General features: G+C 62.0%; 15 protein-coding genes. 8 read left to right on the top strand and 7 right to left on the bottom strand.

Going from position 1 to position 16,605, the window contains the following annotated elements:
• Window positions 1-55 precede the first annotated feature (55 nt).
• From C1H84_RS17560 to C1H84_RS17550, 3 genes are all read left to right on the top strand, one after another.
• Entirely contained in the window at window positions 56-595 is a 540-nt protein-coding gene (locus C1H84_RS17560; RefSeq protein ID WP_244910941.1) for an AMIN-like domain-containing (lipo)protein, read from the top strand.
• 94 nt (window positions 596-689) lie between these two features.
• A complete protein-coding gene (locus C1H84_RS17555) occupies window positions 690-1,688 on the top strand; it encodes a PhzF family phenazine biosynthesis protein (protein WP_231735905.1) in 999 nt (332 codons plus the stop codon).
• Between the two features lie 61 nt (window positions 1,689-1,749).
• Window positions 1,750-3,213 carry an MFS transporter gene (locus tag C1H84_RS17550; protein WP_113608157.1) on the top strand — a complete coding sequence of 488 codons (1,464 nt, stop codon included), beginning with the start codon at window positions 1,750-1,752 and terminating at the stop codon, window positions 3,211-3,213.
• 131 nt (window positions 3,214-3,344) lie between these two features.
• Here the strand turns inward: C1H84_RS17550 and C1H84_RS17545 are convergent, their stop codons facing one another.
• Together C1H84_RS17545 and C1H84_RS17540 are read right to left on the bottom strand one after the other, a co-directional pair.
• The gene (locus tag C1H84_RS17545; RefSeq protein WP_053798690.1) at window positions 3,345-3,584 is read right to left on the bottom strand and encodes a hypothetical protein; all 240 of its coding nucleotides are present in this window, start codon (window positions 3,582-3,584) and stop codon (window positions 3,345-3,347) included.
• A 101-nt stretch (window positions 3,585-3,685) separates the two neighbouring features.
• Complete coding sequence (locus tag C1H84_RS17540) at window positions 3,686-4,120, bottom strand: hypothetical protein (protein ID WP_113608156.1); 435 nt, start codon at window positions 4,118-4,120, stop codon at window positions 3,686-3,688.
• 153 nt (window positions 4,121-4,273) lie between these two features.
• Here C1H84_RS17540 and C1H84_RS17535 point away from each other — a divergent pair, with 153 nt between their 5' ends.
• Window positions 4,274-4,963, top strand: coding sequence for a TetR family transcriptional regulator (locus C1H84_RS17535; RefSeq protein ID WP_047119972.1), 690 nt, complete (start codon window positions 4,274-4,276; stop codon window positions 4,961-4,963).
• A gap of 112 nt (window positions 4,964-5,075) precedes the next feature.
• Window positions 5,076-6,308: an acyl-CoA dehydrogenase family protein gene (locus C1H84_RS17530; protein ID WP_053798692.1), complete on the top strand. Its 1,233-nt coding sequence runs from the start codon at window positions 5,076-5,078 to the stop codon at window positions 6,306-6,308.
• 59 nt (window positions 6,309-6,367) lie between these two features.
• Here C1H84_RS17530 and hrpB read toward each other — a convergent pair whose 3' ends face one another.
• Both hrpB and C1H84_RS17520 read right to left on the bottom strand, forming a co-directional pair.
• The gene (hrpB, locus tag C1H84_RS17525) at window positions 6,368-8,941 is read right to left on the bottom strand and encodes an ATP-dependent helicase HrpB (protein ID WP_113608155.1); all 2,574 of its coding nucleotides are present in this window, start codon (window positions 8,939-8,941) and stop codon (window positions 6,368-6,370) included.
• Window positions 8,938-9,723, bottom strand: a complete 786-nt coding sequence (locus C1H84_RS17520; protein ID WP_113608167.1) for an alpha/beta fold hydrolase — start codon at window positions 9,721-9,723, stop codon at window positions 8,938-8,940. Before C1H84_RS17520 ends, hrpB begins: the two co-directional genes overlap by 4 nt.
• A 153-nt stretch (window positions 9,724-9,876) precedes the next feature.
• Between C1H84_RS17520 and C1H84_RS18660 the strand changes: the two genes are divergently transcribed.
• The 3 genes from C1H84_RS18660 to C1H84_RS17510 all read left to right on the top strand — a co-directional run bounded on the left by C1H84_RS18660 (window position 9,877) and on the right by C1H84_RS17510 (window position 13,230).
• Window positions 9,877-9,999: a hypothetical protein gene (locus C1H84_RS18660; protein ID WP_272926234.1), complete on the top strand. Its 123-nt coding sequence runs from the start codon at window positions 9,877-9,879 to the stop codon at window positions 9,997-9,999.
• Window positions 10,000-10,514: 515 nt separating this feature from the next.
• Window positions 10,515-11,576: an L-glyceraldehyde 3-phosphate reductase gene (gene mgrA / locus C1H84_RS17515; protein WP_113608154.1), complete on the top strand. Its 1,062-nt coding sequence runs from the start codon at window positions 10,515-10,517 to the stop codon at window positions 11,574-11,576.
• A gap of 271 nt (window positions 11,577-11,847) precedes the next feature.
• The gene (locus C1H84_RS17510; protein ID WP_113608153.1) at window positions 11,848-13,230 is read left to right on the top strand and encodes an NAD-dependent succinate-semialdehyde dehydrogenase; all 1,383 of its coding nucleotides are present in this window, start codon (window positions 11,848-11,850) and stop codon (window positions 13,228-13,230) included.
• A 90-nt stretch (window positions 13,231-13,320) separates the two neighbouring features.
• Here C1H84_RS17510 and C1H84_RS17505 read toward each other — a convergent pair whose 3' ends face one another.
• From C1H84_RS17505 to C1H84_RS18360, 3 genes are all read right to left on the bottom strand, one after another.
• The gene (locus C1H84_RS17505; RefSeq protein ID WP_113608152.1) at window positions 13,321-14,400 is read right to left on the bottom strand and encodes an HTTM domain-containing protein; all 1,080 of its coding nucleotides are present in this window, start codon (window positions 14,398-14,400) and stop codon (window positions 13,321-13,323) included.
• Complete coding sequence (locus tag C1H84_RS17500) at window positions 14,391-15,110, bottom strand: DUF5819 family protein (RefSeq protein ID WP_053798697.1); 720 nt, start codon at window positions 15,108-15,110, stop codon at window positions 14,391-14,393. Before C1H84_RS17500 ends, C1H84_RS17505 begins: the two co-directional genes overlap by 10 nt.
• Before the next feature lie 154 nt (window positions 15,111-15,264).
• Window positions 15,265-16,605, bottom strand: a 1,341-nt coding sequence (locus C1H84_RS18360; protein ID WP_181728197.1) for a hypothetical protein, incomplete at its 5' end; no start/stop codon positions are given.

The following is a 16,605-nucleotide window of genomic DNA, read 5'->3' as shown; positions in this document are numbered from 1 at the left end:
TGACCGGCCACGTGAATCGGCCGGCTGGCGCAACCACAGAAAGCCGGTGATCACCGTGCGCCGAACAAAATTCGGAATCGTCGCCGCCACGGCGACGGCAGCCATGCTGGCAATGACGCCCGCAGCAGTAGCAGTACCCACCTCCACCGCAGCCTCGACCTGCGCAACCGTTTACTGGGGTTCCTTGGCCAAGACCAAGACCTTGTCCACCACGTCCGCCCTGACCAACGTGCGCACCGGCCAGCACACGTGCTACGACCGCATGGTCATCGACCTGAAGTCCAAGCCGGCCGGCTACACCGTGAAGTACGTCGACAAGTTCGTCGGCATCGCTTCCGGAATTGAAGTGAAGACCACCGGCGGGGCGAAGCTGCAGATCCAGCTCCATGCCCCGGCAAGCACCTCGTACAATCTAGGTGCCCAGGTCAAGACCCTGAACTACAAGACGTTCAAGCAGCAGGTCTGGCTGGGAAGCTTCGAAGGGGAAACCCTGCTCGGCGTCTCCACCCGGGCACGGCTTCCGATGCGTGCATTCCTGCTCAACGGCCCGGGGACATCCTCCCGGCTCGTGATCGACGTCGCCCACCAGTGGTGACCGCAAAAAATATTCGGTGCGGTTCGGCACTTTTTGCATGACGTTCCGCGTAACACCCCGTCAACCTGCTGACGAATGTGCCACGATGCTATGTATGAGCAGCACATTTGCCTATCAGCAGGTTGACGTTTTTGCGGCCACCGAATTCAACGGCAACGGCTTGGCCGTGGTCTTCGACGCCGACCATCTCAGCGACGACCAGATGCAGCGTTTCGCCAAGTGGGTCAATATGGCCGAGACCGTGTTCTTCGTCGAGCCGACCGAGGAGGAGGCTGACTACGCGATCCGCATTTTCACCCCGACGACGGAGCTGCCCTTCGCCGGCCATCCCACGCTCGGGGCCGCCCACGCTTGGCTGGAATCCGGCGGCGAACCGGGCCCCAGCGGCTCCCTGATCCAGGAGTGCCGCAGCGGCTTGATCCGGCTGCGCGTCGAGCGGAAAGGCACCGCCGAGCACTCCCAGCGCATCGCCTTCCTCGCTCCCCCGCTGACCCGTTCGGGCCCGCTGGAGCCCGACGTCCTGCAGTGGGCAATCTCCGGCCTGGGCCTGCAGCCCGAGGACGTCATCGACCATTCCTGGCTGGTCAACGGCCCCCAGCCGGCAGGCCTGGTGCTGCGCGACGCCGACGTGGTGCTGGCCATCGAACCGGATTTCGACGCCTTGGAAGGCCTCGAAGTCGGAGTCATCGGCCCGTACACCGCATCCAGCGTCTCCAACGGCAGCTGGCAACCGCGCCAGTCGGTCCTGCCGCGCCTGGCAGGCACCCGCGAGGAGCTGCTACCGCTGGACTCCTCGGACCTCGAACGCTCCGAGGAACGGTTCGGCTCCGTGGTGATGCAGCCGCCGGCGGATTTCGAGGTCCGCAACTTCGTTCCCGGCGAAGCCGTCCCCGAGGACCCCGCCACCGGCAGCCTGAACGCCGCCTTCGGCGTCTGGCTGACCGAGACCGGCTACGCCCCGCAGCGCTACACGGTGCGCCAGGGCACCCGGGTGGGACGCGATGCGATCCTGCACGTCGAGGCCGACGACCAGGGCGTCTGGGTCAGCGGCGACGTGGTGACCAGGGTCTGCGGAACTGTGAGCTTCGACTGATTCAGCTTCAATAGTCTTCCTATTTATTTCGCATTGCGCCCGAACGCACTAGTCTTGACCAGTGCCACAAACAGCGAACACCCCCACTGAATTCAACAAGAAAGCCGCGTGGAACGCCCTCTGGGCGCTGGTCATCGGCTTCTTCATGATCCTTCTCGACACCACCATCGTCCATACGGCCATGCCGGCGATCATGGAGGACCTGGACTCCGACATCTCCAGCATCCTGTGGATCAACAGCGCCTACCTGCTGACCTTTGCGGTGCCGCTGCTGGTCACCGGGCGGCTGGGCGACCGCTTCGGCCCGCGCAACATCTACCTGCTGGGCATGGTCATCTTCACCATCGCCTCGCTGTGGAGCGGCCTGTCCACGTCGCTGGCCTCACTGATCCTGGCCCGCGCCGTCCAGGGGCTGGGCGCCGCCCTGATCTCGCCGCAGTCCATGACCATGATCACCCGCCTGTTCCCCTATGCCCACCGCGGAGCGGCCATGGGAGTGTGGGGCGCGGTGGCCGGCATCGCCTCGCTGGTCGGACCGATCGCCGGCGGCCTGCTGGTCGACTCGGCCGGCTGGGAATGGATCTTCTTCATCAACATCCCGATCGCCGTGGTCAGCATCGCCATGGTGTTAAAGTTCGTGCCCAAGCTCAAGCCGCAGGCGCACTCCTTCGACTGGATCGGCGTGGCGCTGTCCGCCATCGGCATGTTCAGCCTCGTCTACGGCATCCAGGAAGGCGACGCGACCAACTGGGAGCCGTTCATCGGCCCGATCAGCGCCTGGCACCTGATCATCTTCGGCATCCTGATGATGGCGCTGTTCGTCTGGTGGCAGTCCAAGACCAAGGCCGAGCCGCTGGTCCCGCTGCGCCTGTTCACGGTGCGCAACTTCTCGCTGGCGAATATCGCGATCACCTTCATGGGCCTGGCGATCGCCACCATCAGCCTGCCCATGGTGTTCTTCCTCCAGGAAGTCCGCGGACTGACCCCGACCGAGTCCGCGCTGATGATCTCCCCCATGGCCGTGGTAGGCATCATCATGGCGCCGATGATCGGCAAGCACATCAACAAGTTCAACCCGCGTACCTTCGCCCTGCCAGGCTTCTTCCTGATGGGCGGCGGGACCATCGCCTACGCGTTGATGATGCACGCCGATATTCCGCTATGGCTGCTGCTGATTCCTTCCGCGATCCAGGGCTTCGGCTCGGCCATGATCTGGCCTTCGCTCTCGCTGGCCGCCACCCGGGACCTGACCGCCGTCGATGCGGGCGCAGGCTCCGGCATCTACAACACGACCAGGCAGATCGGTTCGGTGCTGGGATCGGCGCTGATCGCGTTCATGATGGATTCGAGGATCACCGCGCAGATCGGTGAACTGAATCAGCCCGCCGACCAGTCCGCGATCTTCGAAGCCACCTCGGTCGGGCTGGGCCAGGCGCTGATGCTGCCTGGCATCGTGGCACTGGCCGCGATCTTCTCGGTGCTCTTCTTCAAGTCGCATCCGTCGGAGAGGAAGCTGCGCGGATAACGCCCCCGCTGGCTAAACCTCGCTTCACGCACACCGCCCCTGGACACGAGTTCGTACTCGTGGCCAGGGGCAGTATGTTCTGCTCGATTCCTGATCAAAAAATTTGATCAGGACAATGCCGAAAAACAGGTTCAGGCTTCGCCGTTCGGCTTGTTGCCGCCCTTGAATTCCTCGACCTTCTCGCCGATCTTCTCCTGCGCGTCGGCGGCGAACTCCTTGACGTTCTCGGTGGCGCCGGCGGCGAACTCCTTGACATTTTCCGTCGCGTCCTCGGCGAACTCCTTCACGTTCTCCGCAGCGTCCTCCGCGAATTCCTTCACGTTCTCGACGGCCTCGCCCAGCTTCTTCTTCGCATCATCCAAGAAACCCATGCAACTCTCCTCATCACTAGAATCGGTTGTGACCACGGAAAATTAGTAGCCCAAGTATCAACTTATGCTGTCGCTCCGGGGCACCCAAGAACTTTGGCGAATTACTTCTTCTTGTTCTTGGCCTTCTTGGTCGAACGACGCCCGAAAATCAGCGCCACTGCCATGCCCGCAAGCCAGACGTCCTTGGCGAGGGCCGTGCCGTCCTGGGTCGGGCGGATGCCGTCGGATTCGGTGAGCCCCGGGGTGCGCAGATAGGAAGCCAGGATGACTCCGGAGAACGCTCCCAGCCCCAGGCCGGCGAGCCGCGAAGGAATCAGGGGCAACAGCAGCGCGCTGCCCAGCGAGATCTCTCCGATCGAGAGCATCTTGCCAAAGGCCGCCGGCTCCATTTCGCCCAGCTGCGGGACGCCGTTGGCCGCCATCTGCTGCAGGCCTGCGGCGCTGGCCTCGTCCAGACGCAGCTTGTTGATGCCGCTATTGAGAATGAATGCGCCACTGACCAAACGTAGCGCTGCGTTTGCGATCGAGATTCCCATGGGGCCTCATTCCTTAGGTTCGTCATTGGCCGCCCGAACGGGTTGCCTTGTTGCTCAGCGTAGTCATCGACTTGGGTGTTCACAATCTTTTGCGTGTCGTTTTCAGCCAAGGGCAAGAATCCCGCTGCGGGAATCATGCTAGATTTTTGAATCATGATCCCCTCCTCCGCCGTGCCTTCCGCCGCCCTGAATCTGCTGATCACCCAAGGCTTCGATGCCACGAGTGTCGACGAGTTGGCGACCGCGGCGGGAATCTCGCGTTCAACCTTTTTCCGCCGTTTCGGCTCCAAGGAGAACATGGTGTTCGCGGATCAGGAAATGATCATCACGCATGTCGAAACGACCCTTGCCGCGTCCTCCGTGGATGCCACGCAGACGCTGATCGATGCCGCGCACGTGGTTTTCGACCAGTACACGGCCAATCCGGAGGCCGCCCAATTGCGCCACAAGCTGCTGTCCTCGGTGCCTTCGCTGCGCGAGCGCGAACTGGTATCCACGCATCGCTACGAACGGGCGTTCTACCAGTTCCTGGCCCGCCGCGATCTGGTGTCCACCCCGGCCGCCCATGCCCTGGGACTGGGGATCAGCGCCGGCCTGGTGGCGATCCACAACGACCACCTGCGCATGTGGCTGCGCGAGCCGCACAGCACCGACCGCACGAAGCTCGCCCACGACGTTTTGATCTTCCTTGAACGCTTCTCCGACGTGCTCAATCCGAACGACGAATTGCGCAAACCAGCCAGCGCCGCCCCGAGCGTGGTGGTTTCAGTGCTGCCCGCCGGCGCGGACGAGCAGTCGATCCTGGACGCCGTCGCCAAGGCGCTGCGAGAACGCCAGCACTGACCTCGTCTCCGACGCAACACACCACATTTGAAACCTAGTATCTTGACATGACACTGCGTTCCACTACGCTTGAGGTAGAACATTTTCTCCCAGGCCCCTAAGGAGCGCCCACATGACCCAGCAGCAGACCGGTTTCGCCTTCCCTTCCGGAGTCACCGAGCCGCAATACGACCTGTGGTCAGACGGGGTCAACATCGATCCCACCGGCATCTTCTCCGAGCTGTCCGAGGCTGACGCGGCCTGGCGCGCCAAGGCCCGCAAGTTCGTGCTCGACGAGGTCAAGGACGACATCCACGAGTACTGGGACAAGGCCGACTACCCGCTGCACCTGGTCAAGAAGCTGGGCGACGCCGATCTGCTGCGCGACGGCCTGGCGATCGAGGGCCGCCAGGAGATGAGCCCGCTGGCCGCTGGCCTGATCAATATGGAGATGGCCCGCGGCGACGGCTCGGTGGCCACGATCATCGGCGTGCAGGGCGGCCTGGCCCTGCGTTCGGTCATCTACTGCGGCAGCCCGGAGCAGATCGCCAAGTACGGCATGCCGATGCTCGCCGGCGAGCTGCCCGGCGCCTTCGCGCTGACCGAGCCGACCCATGGTTCGGACTCGGTGTCGCTGGAGACCGCAGCGCGCAAGGTCGAGGGCGGCTACGCCCTGAGCGGCGAAAAGAAGTGGATCGGCAACGGCTCCATCGGCGGGGTGTCCATCGTGTGGGCCCGCGACGAGGAGGGCAAGGTCCGCGGCTTCATTGTCCACCAGGAGGCCGAGGGATACCAGGCCGCCAACATCGAGAACAAGCTCTCTCTGCGCGCCATCTGGCAGGCGCACATCCGCATGGACGAGGTCTTCGTCCCCGACGAGGACGTGCTGCCCGAGGCCAAGAGCTTCAAGGACACCTCGCGCGTGCTGTTCGCGACCCGCCTGGGTGTCGCCTGGGCCGCCGTGGGGCACGCCACGGCCTGCTACGAAAGCGCGGTGAACTACGCCAAGCAGCGCATCCAGTTCGGCCGCCCGCTGGCCGCCAGCCAGATCGTGCAGGAGCGCCTGGCGCGCATGCAGTCCGAGCTGGCCACCATCCAGCTGCTGGTCATGCAGGCCACCAAGCGCGAAGCATCCGGCGAGCTGACCGGCCCGCAGGCTTCGCTGGCCAAATACACCGCGACCCGCACCGCGCGATCGATCGCCTCCAACGCCCGGGACCTGCTGGGCGGCAACGGCATCCTGACCAGCAACCGCGTGGCGCGCCACTTCGCCGATGTGGAGGCAATCCACACCTACGAAGGCACCGAGACCGTCCAGGCCCTGATCATGGGCCGCGACATCACCGGCATCTCCGCCTTCGCCTAAGTCGCCTACGGCACACCGGTTTCCGGGCTCCGCGCACCTCGCGCGGGGCCCGGCTCGCTTTAAGCGTTGCCTCCGGCCTCGCGCTTCAGCCTGTTCTTGGTCGACGCGGTCGCCACGTGCTCCCAGGGGTTCTCCGGCCAGGGGTGGCGCGGATAGCGCCCACGCATTTCGGAGCGGACCTGCGCATAGGGGCCGTTGAAGAAGCTGACCAGGTCGTCGGTGACCGCCAGCGGCCGTCCCGCGGGCGAGAGCAGGTGGAACTGCACCGGCAGCTTCTGGCGCACCAGCTTGGGCGAATTCTCCATCCCGAAGCATTCCTGCAGCTTCACCGAGACCACCGCCGGTCCGGCGTCGCCCACCGGCGGGTAGGCCACGGTGATCCGCGATCCGGAGGGCACCTGCAGGCGCTGCGGCACCAGCTCATCGAAGTCGTGGGCGTGCTCCCAGGGCAACAGCGTGCGCAGCGCGGAATGCAGCTCGATCTTCGCCGCGCTTTTGCCGGCGGCCAGCTGGCGCAGCGCCGGGGTCAGCCAGTCCTCGGCGCGGGCGATCAGCGAGGCCTCGTCCATCGGGACGAAGGGCTCGCCCAGCAGCCGGTGCGCCACCGCCATCCGGCGGCGCAGCGCCTCGAAACCTTCTTGCGTCCCGAACACCGCCAGGCCCTGTTCGGCGAGCGCTGCCTGCGCCGCCTGCAGCCCCAGCTCCCCGGTTACCTTGATCGGCTTGGAAGACAGTTCGATCTCGCCGAAGGACTCGATCCTGCGGGCGCTGATCCTGCCGTCGAGCAGCTGCGCGGTGTCGCGGATCCGGTGCATTTGCGGCAGCAGCTCGCAGGCCGTATCGAAGTCGATGCCCGCGGCCTTGCGGATCATCGCTCCCCCGCCGGTGCGGGAGACCTCGGCCACCGCCAGGTATTCGAAATGCTCCAGATGGCTGCCGCGCGGCAGCGAGGCCCTGGTGCCGGAGGCCAGCAGGTATTCGGCCGGCCCCATGCGGCGCGCGATCCACTGCGGATAGGCCAGTGCGCAGATCCCAGCCACGGCGTCCGCCGCCGCCTGCGGCCGGGCCGCGTTGCCGTCTTTCCCTGCCGGGGCCAGCGCGGCCAGCCGCTTGGCCTCCCGGGCCCAACTGCGGTGCCCGGGGTGGGAGGTGCGCCGCAGCGCCGCGAGCAGCTCGCCGAGGTCGGCGCTGGCCACCCGTTCGGATCCCGCCAGCATCGCGACCACCTCTGCGGCGGCCTTCGCGCCGAAGCGCGCGGTGCCTTCCAGCAGCGCCCTGGCGGTACGGGGATCGGTGGGGATCTTGGACATGCGTTCGCCCAGCGCGGTGATCCGGCCGGATTCGTCCACGGCGTCCAGCGCGTGGAGCACCTGCTGGTCGGCGCGCATGGTCGCGGCCGGAGGTTGCTCCCACATGGACAGTCCTTCCCCGCGTGGAGCTCCCCAGGCGGCCAGGGTCAGCCCGGCGTCCACCAGGTCCGCGGTGCGGATCTCGGGGGTCGAGTGCGCCGGGGCCGCGGCGAAGGACTTCGCATCCAGGGTGCGCACCACCGTGCCGGGTCCCAGGCGTCCGGCGCGGCCGGCCCGTTGGGTGGCGGCGGCACGGCTTGACACCACGGTGACCAGGCCGCTGAAACCGCGGCCTTCGTCACGGCGCGGTTCCCGGGAGTAGCCTGCATCCACCACCAGGTGCACCCGCGGCACGGTCACCGAGGATTCGGCGATGGAGGTGGACACGATGATGCGCGCAGGTTCCGCAGCGTCGGGGACGCCGAGGATTGAGTCTTGCTCGCGGGAGGAGATCTGCGAGTGCAGCGCGAAGCTGCGCGCGCCGGAGGCTTCGAGGTACGAGCAGACCCGCTGCACCTCCCCGGCGCCGGGCAGGAACACCAAGGTGTCCACCGGCTGCCCGGCAACGCGGTTGGCCAGCTCGGAATGCTTGAGCGCGCTGCGGGCCACATGCCTCAGGTAGTCGTGGGAGAGCCCGCGCTCGGTATTGCGCTGGCCGGAGAAGCTATCGAACAGTTCCTGGACCGGGAACTGGGCGCTCTGGGCGCTGAGCACCGGCGCCGGGGCGTCCCGGGCGAGCAGCTGGGAGAGCTCCTGCGCGTGCAGGGTGGCGCTCATGACCACCAAGCTCAGGTCGTCGCGCAGTTCGGAGACCTGGTTGGCCATGGCCAGCAGCAGGTCTGTGTCAATGGAGCGCTCGTGGACCTCGTCGATGATCAGCGCGCTGACGCCATCCAGGTCCGGGTCCGCCAGCAAGCGGCGCAGCATCAGGCCCGCGGTGGCGAATTCGACCTTGGTGCGGTCGCTGAGCATGCGTTCGCCGCGCACGGAGAAGCCCACCCGGTCCCCGAGCTTGGAGCCGTCGAGCTGCGCCAGGCGCCGGGCCGCGGCGCGTGCTGCCACGCGGCGCGGCTGGGTGACGACGACCCGTCCATCAAGCCCGCGGCCTGCCAGCGCATTGGCCACGGTGGGCGGCACGATGGTCGTTTTGCCGGATCCCGGCGGTGCCTGGATCACCAGCGGCTGGGCCGGGTCGGCCTTGACGCTGTTGAACAGCTCGTGGCGGCTCGGCCCGAAGGCCAGGCCGCGGGAGACCGCGTCGAGGTCGAACAGCGCGGAACTCATCGCCGGCGGCCGTTCCAGAAGGACTCGATGGCCTGGACCACCGGTTCGATGGGGAACAGCGTGCTGCCGTGGGTGCGCCCGGGCAGCGCGACCATGCGCGCGTTAGGCAACGTGTGGGCCATGATCTTGTTCTGGTCGAAGCGCGGCTGGTCGCGGGTGCCGATCAGCAGCAGCGTCGGGACGCGGATCTGGGCCAGCTCGGCCAGCTCGACGTTCTGGACCGTTTCCGCCGCCTCGTAGTAGGCGGCCAGGGCCAGCGGGTCGTTGGACTTGAACGCCATCCGGGTGGCGGGATCCAGGCGTCCGCGCGTTTCCTGGCCGGTGACGAAGCCTTCAATATCCCCGTCGCGCAGCACCTGGAGGTAGCCGGGGAAAAAGAGCTTGCCGATTTCGCCCGGGGTGATTTCGAAGGTGCCGCCGAGCATGATCAACGACAGCACCGAGGCCGGAGAGGTCATCGCCAGATGCAGCCCGGTGCGCGCGCCGAACGAGTACCCGACCACGTGGACGGATTCCAGGCCGAGATGGCCCAGGAGCGCATGGATGTCCCCCATAACCTTTTCCATCGTGTAGTCGGCGACGTCGTGGGACTTGGAGGAGCGGCCGTGGCCGCGCAGGTCCATCCGGATGTTGCGATGACCCGCGCCCAAGGTCTTGGTGTAGCCCAGACCGCGCCAGATGGATCGCGAAAGGGCGGAACCGTGCAGGTACAGGATCGGCTCGCCATCGGAAGCATCGTCGTCGAAGAAGATTTCTGCACCGTCAGCGGGGTTCTTGATCATCGGCATACCCTCGATTAAATCCCTTCCTTTCCTCTGAAGGAAATCGCCTGTCCTTCCCAGCCCTCGACAACCTGGGCTAGAAGGAGAACACTGAGGTTACAGTGGCTTGGCCATTTGCCGGCCACGCGTTGAGAGCTATGAAAGGGGAATGACATGAGCGAGCAACCCAATGGAGAGGATCTCGAGAAGAAGCTGCACGACGAGCATGACGAGCAGCTGGTCGAGGAATGGGAAGACGAGTCATTCCCGGCCTCCGACCCACCCTCGAATTACTAGGCACCAATCGTTCAAGCTGTCGCACACGCGACTCTCAGGTTATCTCAAGCCTTCGCTCCTAGTCTTGGTACTACCTTCTCAAGGTGCGAGTGATCTGGAAGAACCGATCTGCGCAGGCGTTACCTCCTTGGCCTGACAGATCGGTTCTTCATTTAATCCGGCAACCAGCCCCGAACCAATAGCCAACTGGTTAGAATCATCGGTCCACCAGCCACTCTTGGTTGTCATAAAGCCCTAGCTGATCTGCACAAAGATAGACTTCAAGAACCGGCTAAGCCGGCCGTGGCTGCATGGTACCCCCATAAACCATGCAGTTGCGGGATACGGAAGCACCCCCAAGCTTTCGTATCGCAGGGCCCATCGCATGCCACGCGCAGGCGGTGGGTCCGCTCATCTCCACATTCCTTCCGAGCGATTCGGTTTCCACCCAGAAATGTCTCAAAAATCTGACATATGGTGGAGCAGAGAGATTTTTCCATCGCACTGATCGGCTTCAGCCGGCAGAAAGGTTTTTCATGGAATACGAGATCGTCAACCCCGTGAACGACACCCACCGCCCCTATGTGGCCGCGGCTGACCGCTACGAGCACTTCGGATACCGCCGCGTCGGCGATTCGGGCCTCATGCTCCCACCCCTCTCCCTCGGTCTGTGGTGGAACTTCGGCGACAACCGGACTTTTGATTCGCAGCGCGAGATCCTGCGTCATGCGTTCGACCACGGAATCACGCACTTCGACCTGGCCAATAACTACGGTCCGCCGGCGGGGGCTGCCGAGGAGAACTTCGGACGCATGCTGCGCAAGGACTTCAAGCCTTACCGCAACGAACTGGTCATCTCTTCCAAGGCCGGTTGGGACATGTGGGCCGGCCCCTTCGGAACCCTGGGATCACGCAAGTACCTGATCGCCTCCTGCGACGCCTCGCTGGAGAAACTGGGTCTGGACTACGTGGATATCTTCTATTCCCACCGCTTCGATCCGAAGACGCCACTTGAGGAAACCATCGGGGCGCTGGATACGCTGGTACGTTCCGGCAAAGCGCTGTACGTCGGCATTTCGTCCTACTCGGCCGAGCGCACGGCCCAGGCCAAGGCGATCGCGAAGGATCTGGGGACCCCGCTAGTGATCCACCAGCCGTCCTACAACATCCTGAACCCATGGGTGGAGCACGGTCTGCTGCAAACGCTGGCAGAAGAGAACATGGGAGCCATCGCCTTCACCCCGCTGGCGCAGGGGCTGCTGACCGACAAGTACCTGACCACGACCGACGTCGAGCGCCAAGGCGGCCGCCGGGCGCTGACCGAGCAGCTGACCGATGAGAACCTGACCAAGATCCGCCGCCTGAACGACGTGGCGCAGCGCCGCGGCCAGTCGCTGGCCCAGATGGCCATCGCCTGGCTGCTGCGCGACGGAGCCGCGACCTCGGTGCTGATCGGAGCTTCCTCCACCAAGCAGCTGGACGAGAACCTCGGCGCATTGAAGAACGTCGATTTCACGCAGGCCGAGCTGGACGAAATCGCGCAGATCGCGCAGGGCGATGCAGGCATCGACTGGTGGCGCAGCTCCGCCATCGGCTAAATGAGGACTGCGCGAACCCGCATGGTGATCTGAAAGTGTCGCACTGGTCTGGAGAATTTTCCAGGCAGTGCGGCATTTTCTGTCTCTCCAACACTTCCTAGTGAAAGTTCGTTTAGCGCAGCGATTCCATGCTGGCAGATTCTGCATTGTATGGATAAGCTCAGAGTGGACGCGATATGAAGTGAATTACATTCATTTATTGGTTATAGTTCAATAACAACCAGCTACGTTCGCGTAAAACCGACCAACATGCACAAAGACAGGAGCATCGATGAGCGCCCCAACCTACAAGGTCTTGAACCCGGCGACCGGCGAGGTAGTCGAGGAATTCGACGTTGCCACCGATGAGCAGATCGAGCAGGCACTAGCCTCCGCGCAGTCCGCATACGAGTCCTGGCAGGACGTTGACATCAACGAGCGCGCCAAGATCGTTTCCAAGGTCGGTGCGCTCTTCGCCGAGCGCGCGGAGGAACTGGGCAAGATCATGACCACCGAGATGGGCAAGCCACTGTCCGAGGCAGTGGGCGAGGCCCAGTTCTGCCAGGAGATCTTCGAATACTTCGCTTCCGAGGGCCCGACCCTCGCGGCGGACCAGGAGATCAAGTCCTTCTCCGGCGGCAAGGCCATCGTCCAGAAGCTGCCCGTAGGCCCGCTGCTGGGCATCATGCCATGGAACTTCCCGCTGTACCAGGTCGCACGCTTCGCCGCTCCGAACCTGATGCTGGGCAACACCATTCTGCTGAAGCACGCAGAGTCCTGCCCACGTTCAGCTCTGGCCATCCAGGAAATCATGGATGAAGCAGGCGTTCCGGCAGGCGTGTACAACAACGTGTTCGCCACCCACGACCAGATCTCCACCATCATCGCCGACAGCCGTATCCAGGGTGTTTCCCTGACCGGTTCGGAGCGCGCAGGCGCCATCATCGGCGAGCAGGCAGGCCGCAACCTGAAGAAGGCAGTGCTGGAGCTCGGTGGTTCGGATCCATTCGTGGTTCTGGATTCGGATGACGTGTCCGGGATCGCCGAAGCCGCATGGAGCTTCCGCATCGACAACACCGGCCAGGCATGCAATTCGAACAAGCGCATGATCGTCATGGATGACATCTACGACGAGTTCGTCTCCGAGCTGACCAAGCATGCCGAGGGCCTGAAGCCCGGTGACCCGATGAAGGAAGAGGACGGCTCGTTCGCGCCGATGTCCTCGCGCAAGGCCGCAGAAGACCTGCACGCACAGGTTCAGGACGCAGTTTCCAAGGGCGCAACCCTGCATGCCGGCGGTGTGCTGCATGACGGTCCTTCGGCGTACTACTCCCCTGCCGTGCTCACCGGTGTCACCAAGGAAATGCGCGCCTACTACGAGGAGCTGTTCGGCCCGGTCGCAGTGGTCTACAAAGTCACCAGCGACGAGGAAGCTGCGGAGCTGGCCAACGACACCATCTACGGCCTGGGCGGCTCGGTGCACTCCACCGACGAAGCCCGCGCCGCAAAGGTTGCCCAGAAGCTTCAAGTCGGCATGTCCAACGTCAATGCCGCCAGCGCAGAAGGCGCTGAAATGCCATTCGGCGGAGTCAAGCGGTCGGGCTTCGGCCGCGAGCTTGGCCCGCTGGGCATGGAAGAGTTCGTCAACAAGCGTCTGTTCTACGTAGGCGAGTAGCCCGTTCTACATAGGCTGATATTCGCCTAACGGCCACTAAATAGAAGGTGCGCTCCTGACGAGGAGCGCACCTTCTGCCTATTCGGTCATTCAAGCTGAAACAGGTATCTTCGCTGTTTCTAATTCATCCTGCTTTGTTTCTCCGGTTTGAATTTGTTCCGGCATAGGGCGTCGACCCCCGAATACCTTTCTCCAGCAGCCTGCCAGCCAAGCCTGCACGGTAAGCCATGAAGTGCTGGATACCAATACTGCGTCGGCGGACGCCATGATTCCGGAGAAGAACGGCAGTCCCATGACGACCGCAATACCGAGGTGCATCCCCAAGACCAGCACTAGTGCGATACGCCGACTGAGCTTGTTAAAAAGCATGAAGGGAAAAGCAATCTGGATGATAACGGTCATGTAGGTAATCAGCACTACGACCCATGCATTCCACGTGATCAGCGAGCTTAGCCACGGAAATACGCCGTAGGCTTCCGAGCTGATCGGATAGTACATAGCCGTGCCTTCTTGCCATAGCGCACCCTGAACCTTGTACATCCCGGCTTCGAAGTACACAATGCATAACTGGGCAACCACAAGACACAGCGACAAGTTATGGAGAATCGTCGCGAATTCACGCTCACGCTTCTTTTTTGCCTTTCGATTCGTAAGCCATGAATCGAGTGACCAACGCTTAGATAAGTCCGCGAAGATCAGATAAATGAGCATGATTCGGATAAAGTAGTTCCCTCCATCTGAAATGGGCGTGTTTTGAGCATTGATGGCGGTATAGAAGACAAAGAGCAACGGCGTGACAAACCGAGTCTTCCAGCCAATCATGAACGCCACAGCCAGCAGGATCGCTGCAACATACCAGGTTACGAACAGCCCCATGCTTGCATCTCGAAGAATGTCCAAGGGCCATGGGTAACCCAGCACTGAACGGTATGGTTCCATATAGGCTGATCCGGGACCCCAGATCTTGGCAGCGACCGGCGCATTTACCAATAGCCAACCGAGAATCAAGGCACCAGAAACCATTCGCATTACGGCCAGCCCATACGAGGCTTTCCGATCGACCGAGAACCAATCATAAATCCACTTCAAGCCATCGGTTGGTAGTCCTCGATGGCTCTTGATCCATGCAAGAACTGATGGATACTGATTCGGTGTATTATTCATTTCCATACCGCCAGAGTCTGCTCGTCGAATTCTTTCGCATCGCGCCAACCGATGTACACCTCTGAGACCTTGTTTTTATGCCCTTCCTCGTGGCGCAGGTTAAAAGGTGTCACGGACTCGCGCCGCAATTTAATTTCGACCATCGAGGCTCCGCCCCATTGCTCTTGCGCATAGAGCGTCGCGAACCCAACAGCGGTGTCTTCCATGCGTTTGTATGCACGGAGGCTAGTCCGCTCAGATGCCGAATATTTCTGGGCCGCTTCGCCAGAATCTAGGTCCGTTCCGAATACGGGGACACCGAGTACAAAGGGTTTCTCGATTTCTTTCTTCGCTTCAGAGCTGAGATCGGAAACTGCACCCCACAATCGTCCGTGGATTGCTTTTGATTGCTTGGCTTCTCTATTCGAAAACACGTTCCCTGCTCGGGACACCATTTCTTCAGCAGTGACATCCCTCCACTCGGTGAATTCAGCACCGTTCTTTGCGCCTGCCGCACAGGTTTTCCCATCCGACACGCAAGCTCGCATGGTGAAGTATTCGTCTTGGGAGTATGGCCCTGGAGCGAACAAGCTCCATCCTTGATCGAGTGGACCCAGAAAGTACTTGTTGAGCTCGGGTTGCAGCGAACTCTTAATAGGAGTCGAGGGGCCCGTAAACGCGAGTGTTGCACCGATGTGTGCCATCGCCAATAATCCAGCAATCAGCAGCACAGCCATAGATAGGATCTTCGGTTTATTTTTTCTTTGCCGCATGGGGCCCTTCTTTGTTACAAACATTCACACAAAAGTCGTGAACACTCGAGGAGTAAACTGCGAAGCGGAAGGGGCATCCGAAGATGCCCCTTCCTCTTACTGACTAATTCCTAATGCCCTATGCCTTTCGCTTGCGGGCCAATAGGCGAGCTGCAACCCCTAGGAGAACCAGCAAGAGAGCTCCTGCTCCAAGGACAAGTGCCCCGTTGGAACCAGTGTTCGCAAGTTGGTCGCCCTTAGCGTCGTTATCCTTAGAACCATTTCCGTTCTCGGAAGCATTCTCACCCGCGTTATCCGCAGTGTTCACATCGGTGTTCTCAACCGCGTTATCCGCAGTATTCACGTCCGTGTTCGCATCGGTGTTCGCATCGGTGTTCGCAGCCGCGTTATCCGCAGTATTCACATCCGTGTTCTCAACCGCGTTATCCGCAGTATTCACGTCCGTGTTCGCATCGGTGTTCGCATCGGTGTTCTCAACCGCGTTATCCGCAGTATTCACGTCCGTGTTCGCATCGGTGTTCGCATCGGTGTTCTCAACCGCGTTATCCGCAGTATTCACGTCCGTGTTCGCATCGGTGTTCGCATCGGTGTTCTCAACCGCGTTATCCGCAGTATTCACGTCCGTGTTCGCATCGGTGTTCGCATCGGTGTTCTCAACCGCGTTATCCGCAGTATTCACATCGGCGTTCTCAACCGCGTTATCCGCAGTGTTGTCAGCGCCGCTCTCGGCTTCCACGACGCTGAACGTGGTGAAAGCATACGAGCCAGTTTCCACGTCCGTAAGAATCAAGATGTAATTGCCTAACTCGATATCAGCGGTATCCACCATGAAGGAGATATCGCCAGCATCATCGGCAGTTATTTCTGGTGGCAGTGCTGCGGCCATGGCCTTAGTCATTGAGGTTTCGGTTGCACCAAGAGCACTCTGCTGGATGCTCACACTTCCGCCAGGCGTAAAGCCCTTGGCCGTCACTTCGCCCGACTCGCCCTTGATCAAGCGGTTCGGTGTAATGTCTACGGCGACATCAAGTGGTGCTTCATCCGACAGCTTGACTTCGAAGTATTCGTTGTAGGTTTTGCCAGTTTCAGGATCGGTGACTTCAATGATGTAGATTCCTTCTGGCAGTCCTTCGGTGCTGAAGTTGTGCTTGAAGTGTCCCTTGCCATCAGCTGAGAGCCTGAGGTCCAGGACAGGATCGCCCTCACCATTGACATTCTTTACCTTGAGTTCCACTGGGGCATCCGGAGCGAATTTGTCACCGATGAAGGTCACGTCATCCCCTGCTTCGACACTGTTTGGCAGCACAGTAAGTGTCGGATGCTCCGTATTATCCGCGGTGTTGTCTGCGGTGTTCGCATCGGTGTTCTCAGCCGCGTTATCCGCAGTGTTCACATCCGTGTTCGCATCGGTGTTCGCAGCCGCGTTATCCGCAGTGTTCACATCCGTGTTCGCATCGGT

Origin of the sequence: Glutamicibacter soli (assembly GCF_003309065.1) — a bacterium.
Lineage (GTDB): Bacteria > Actinomycetota > Actinomycetes > Actinomycetales > Micrococcaceae > Glutamicibacter > Glutamicibacter soli.
The sequence above is the reverse complement of the archived record's forward strand: the minus strand, read 5'-3'. Positions and strand labels throughout refer to the sequence as shown.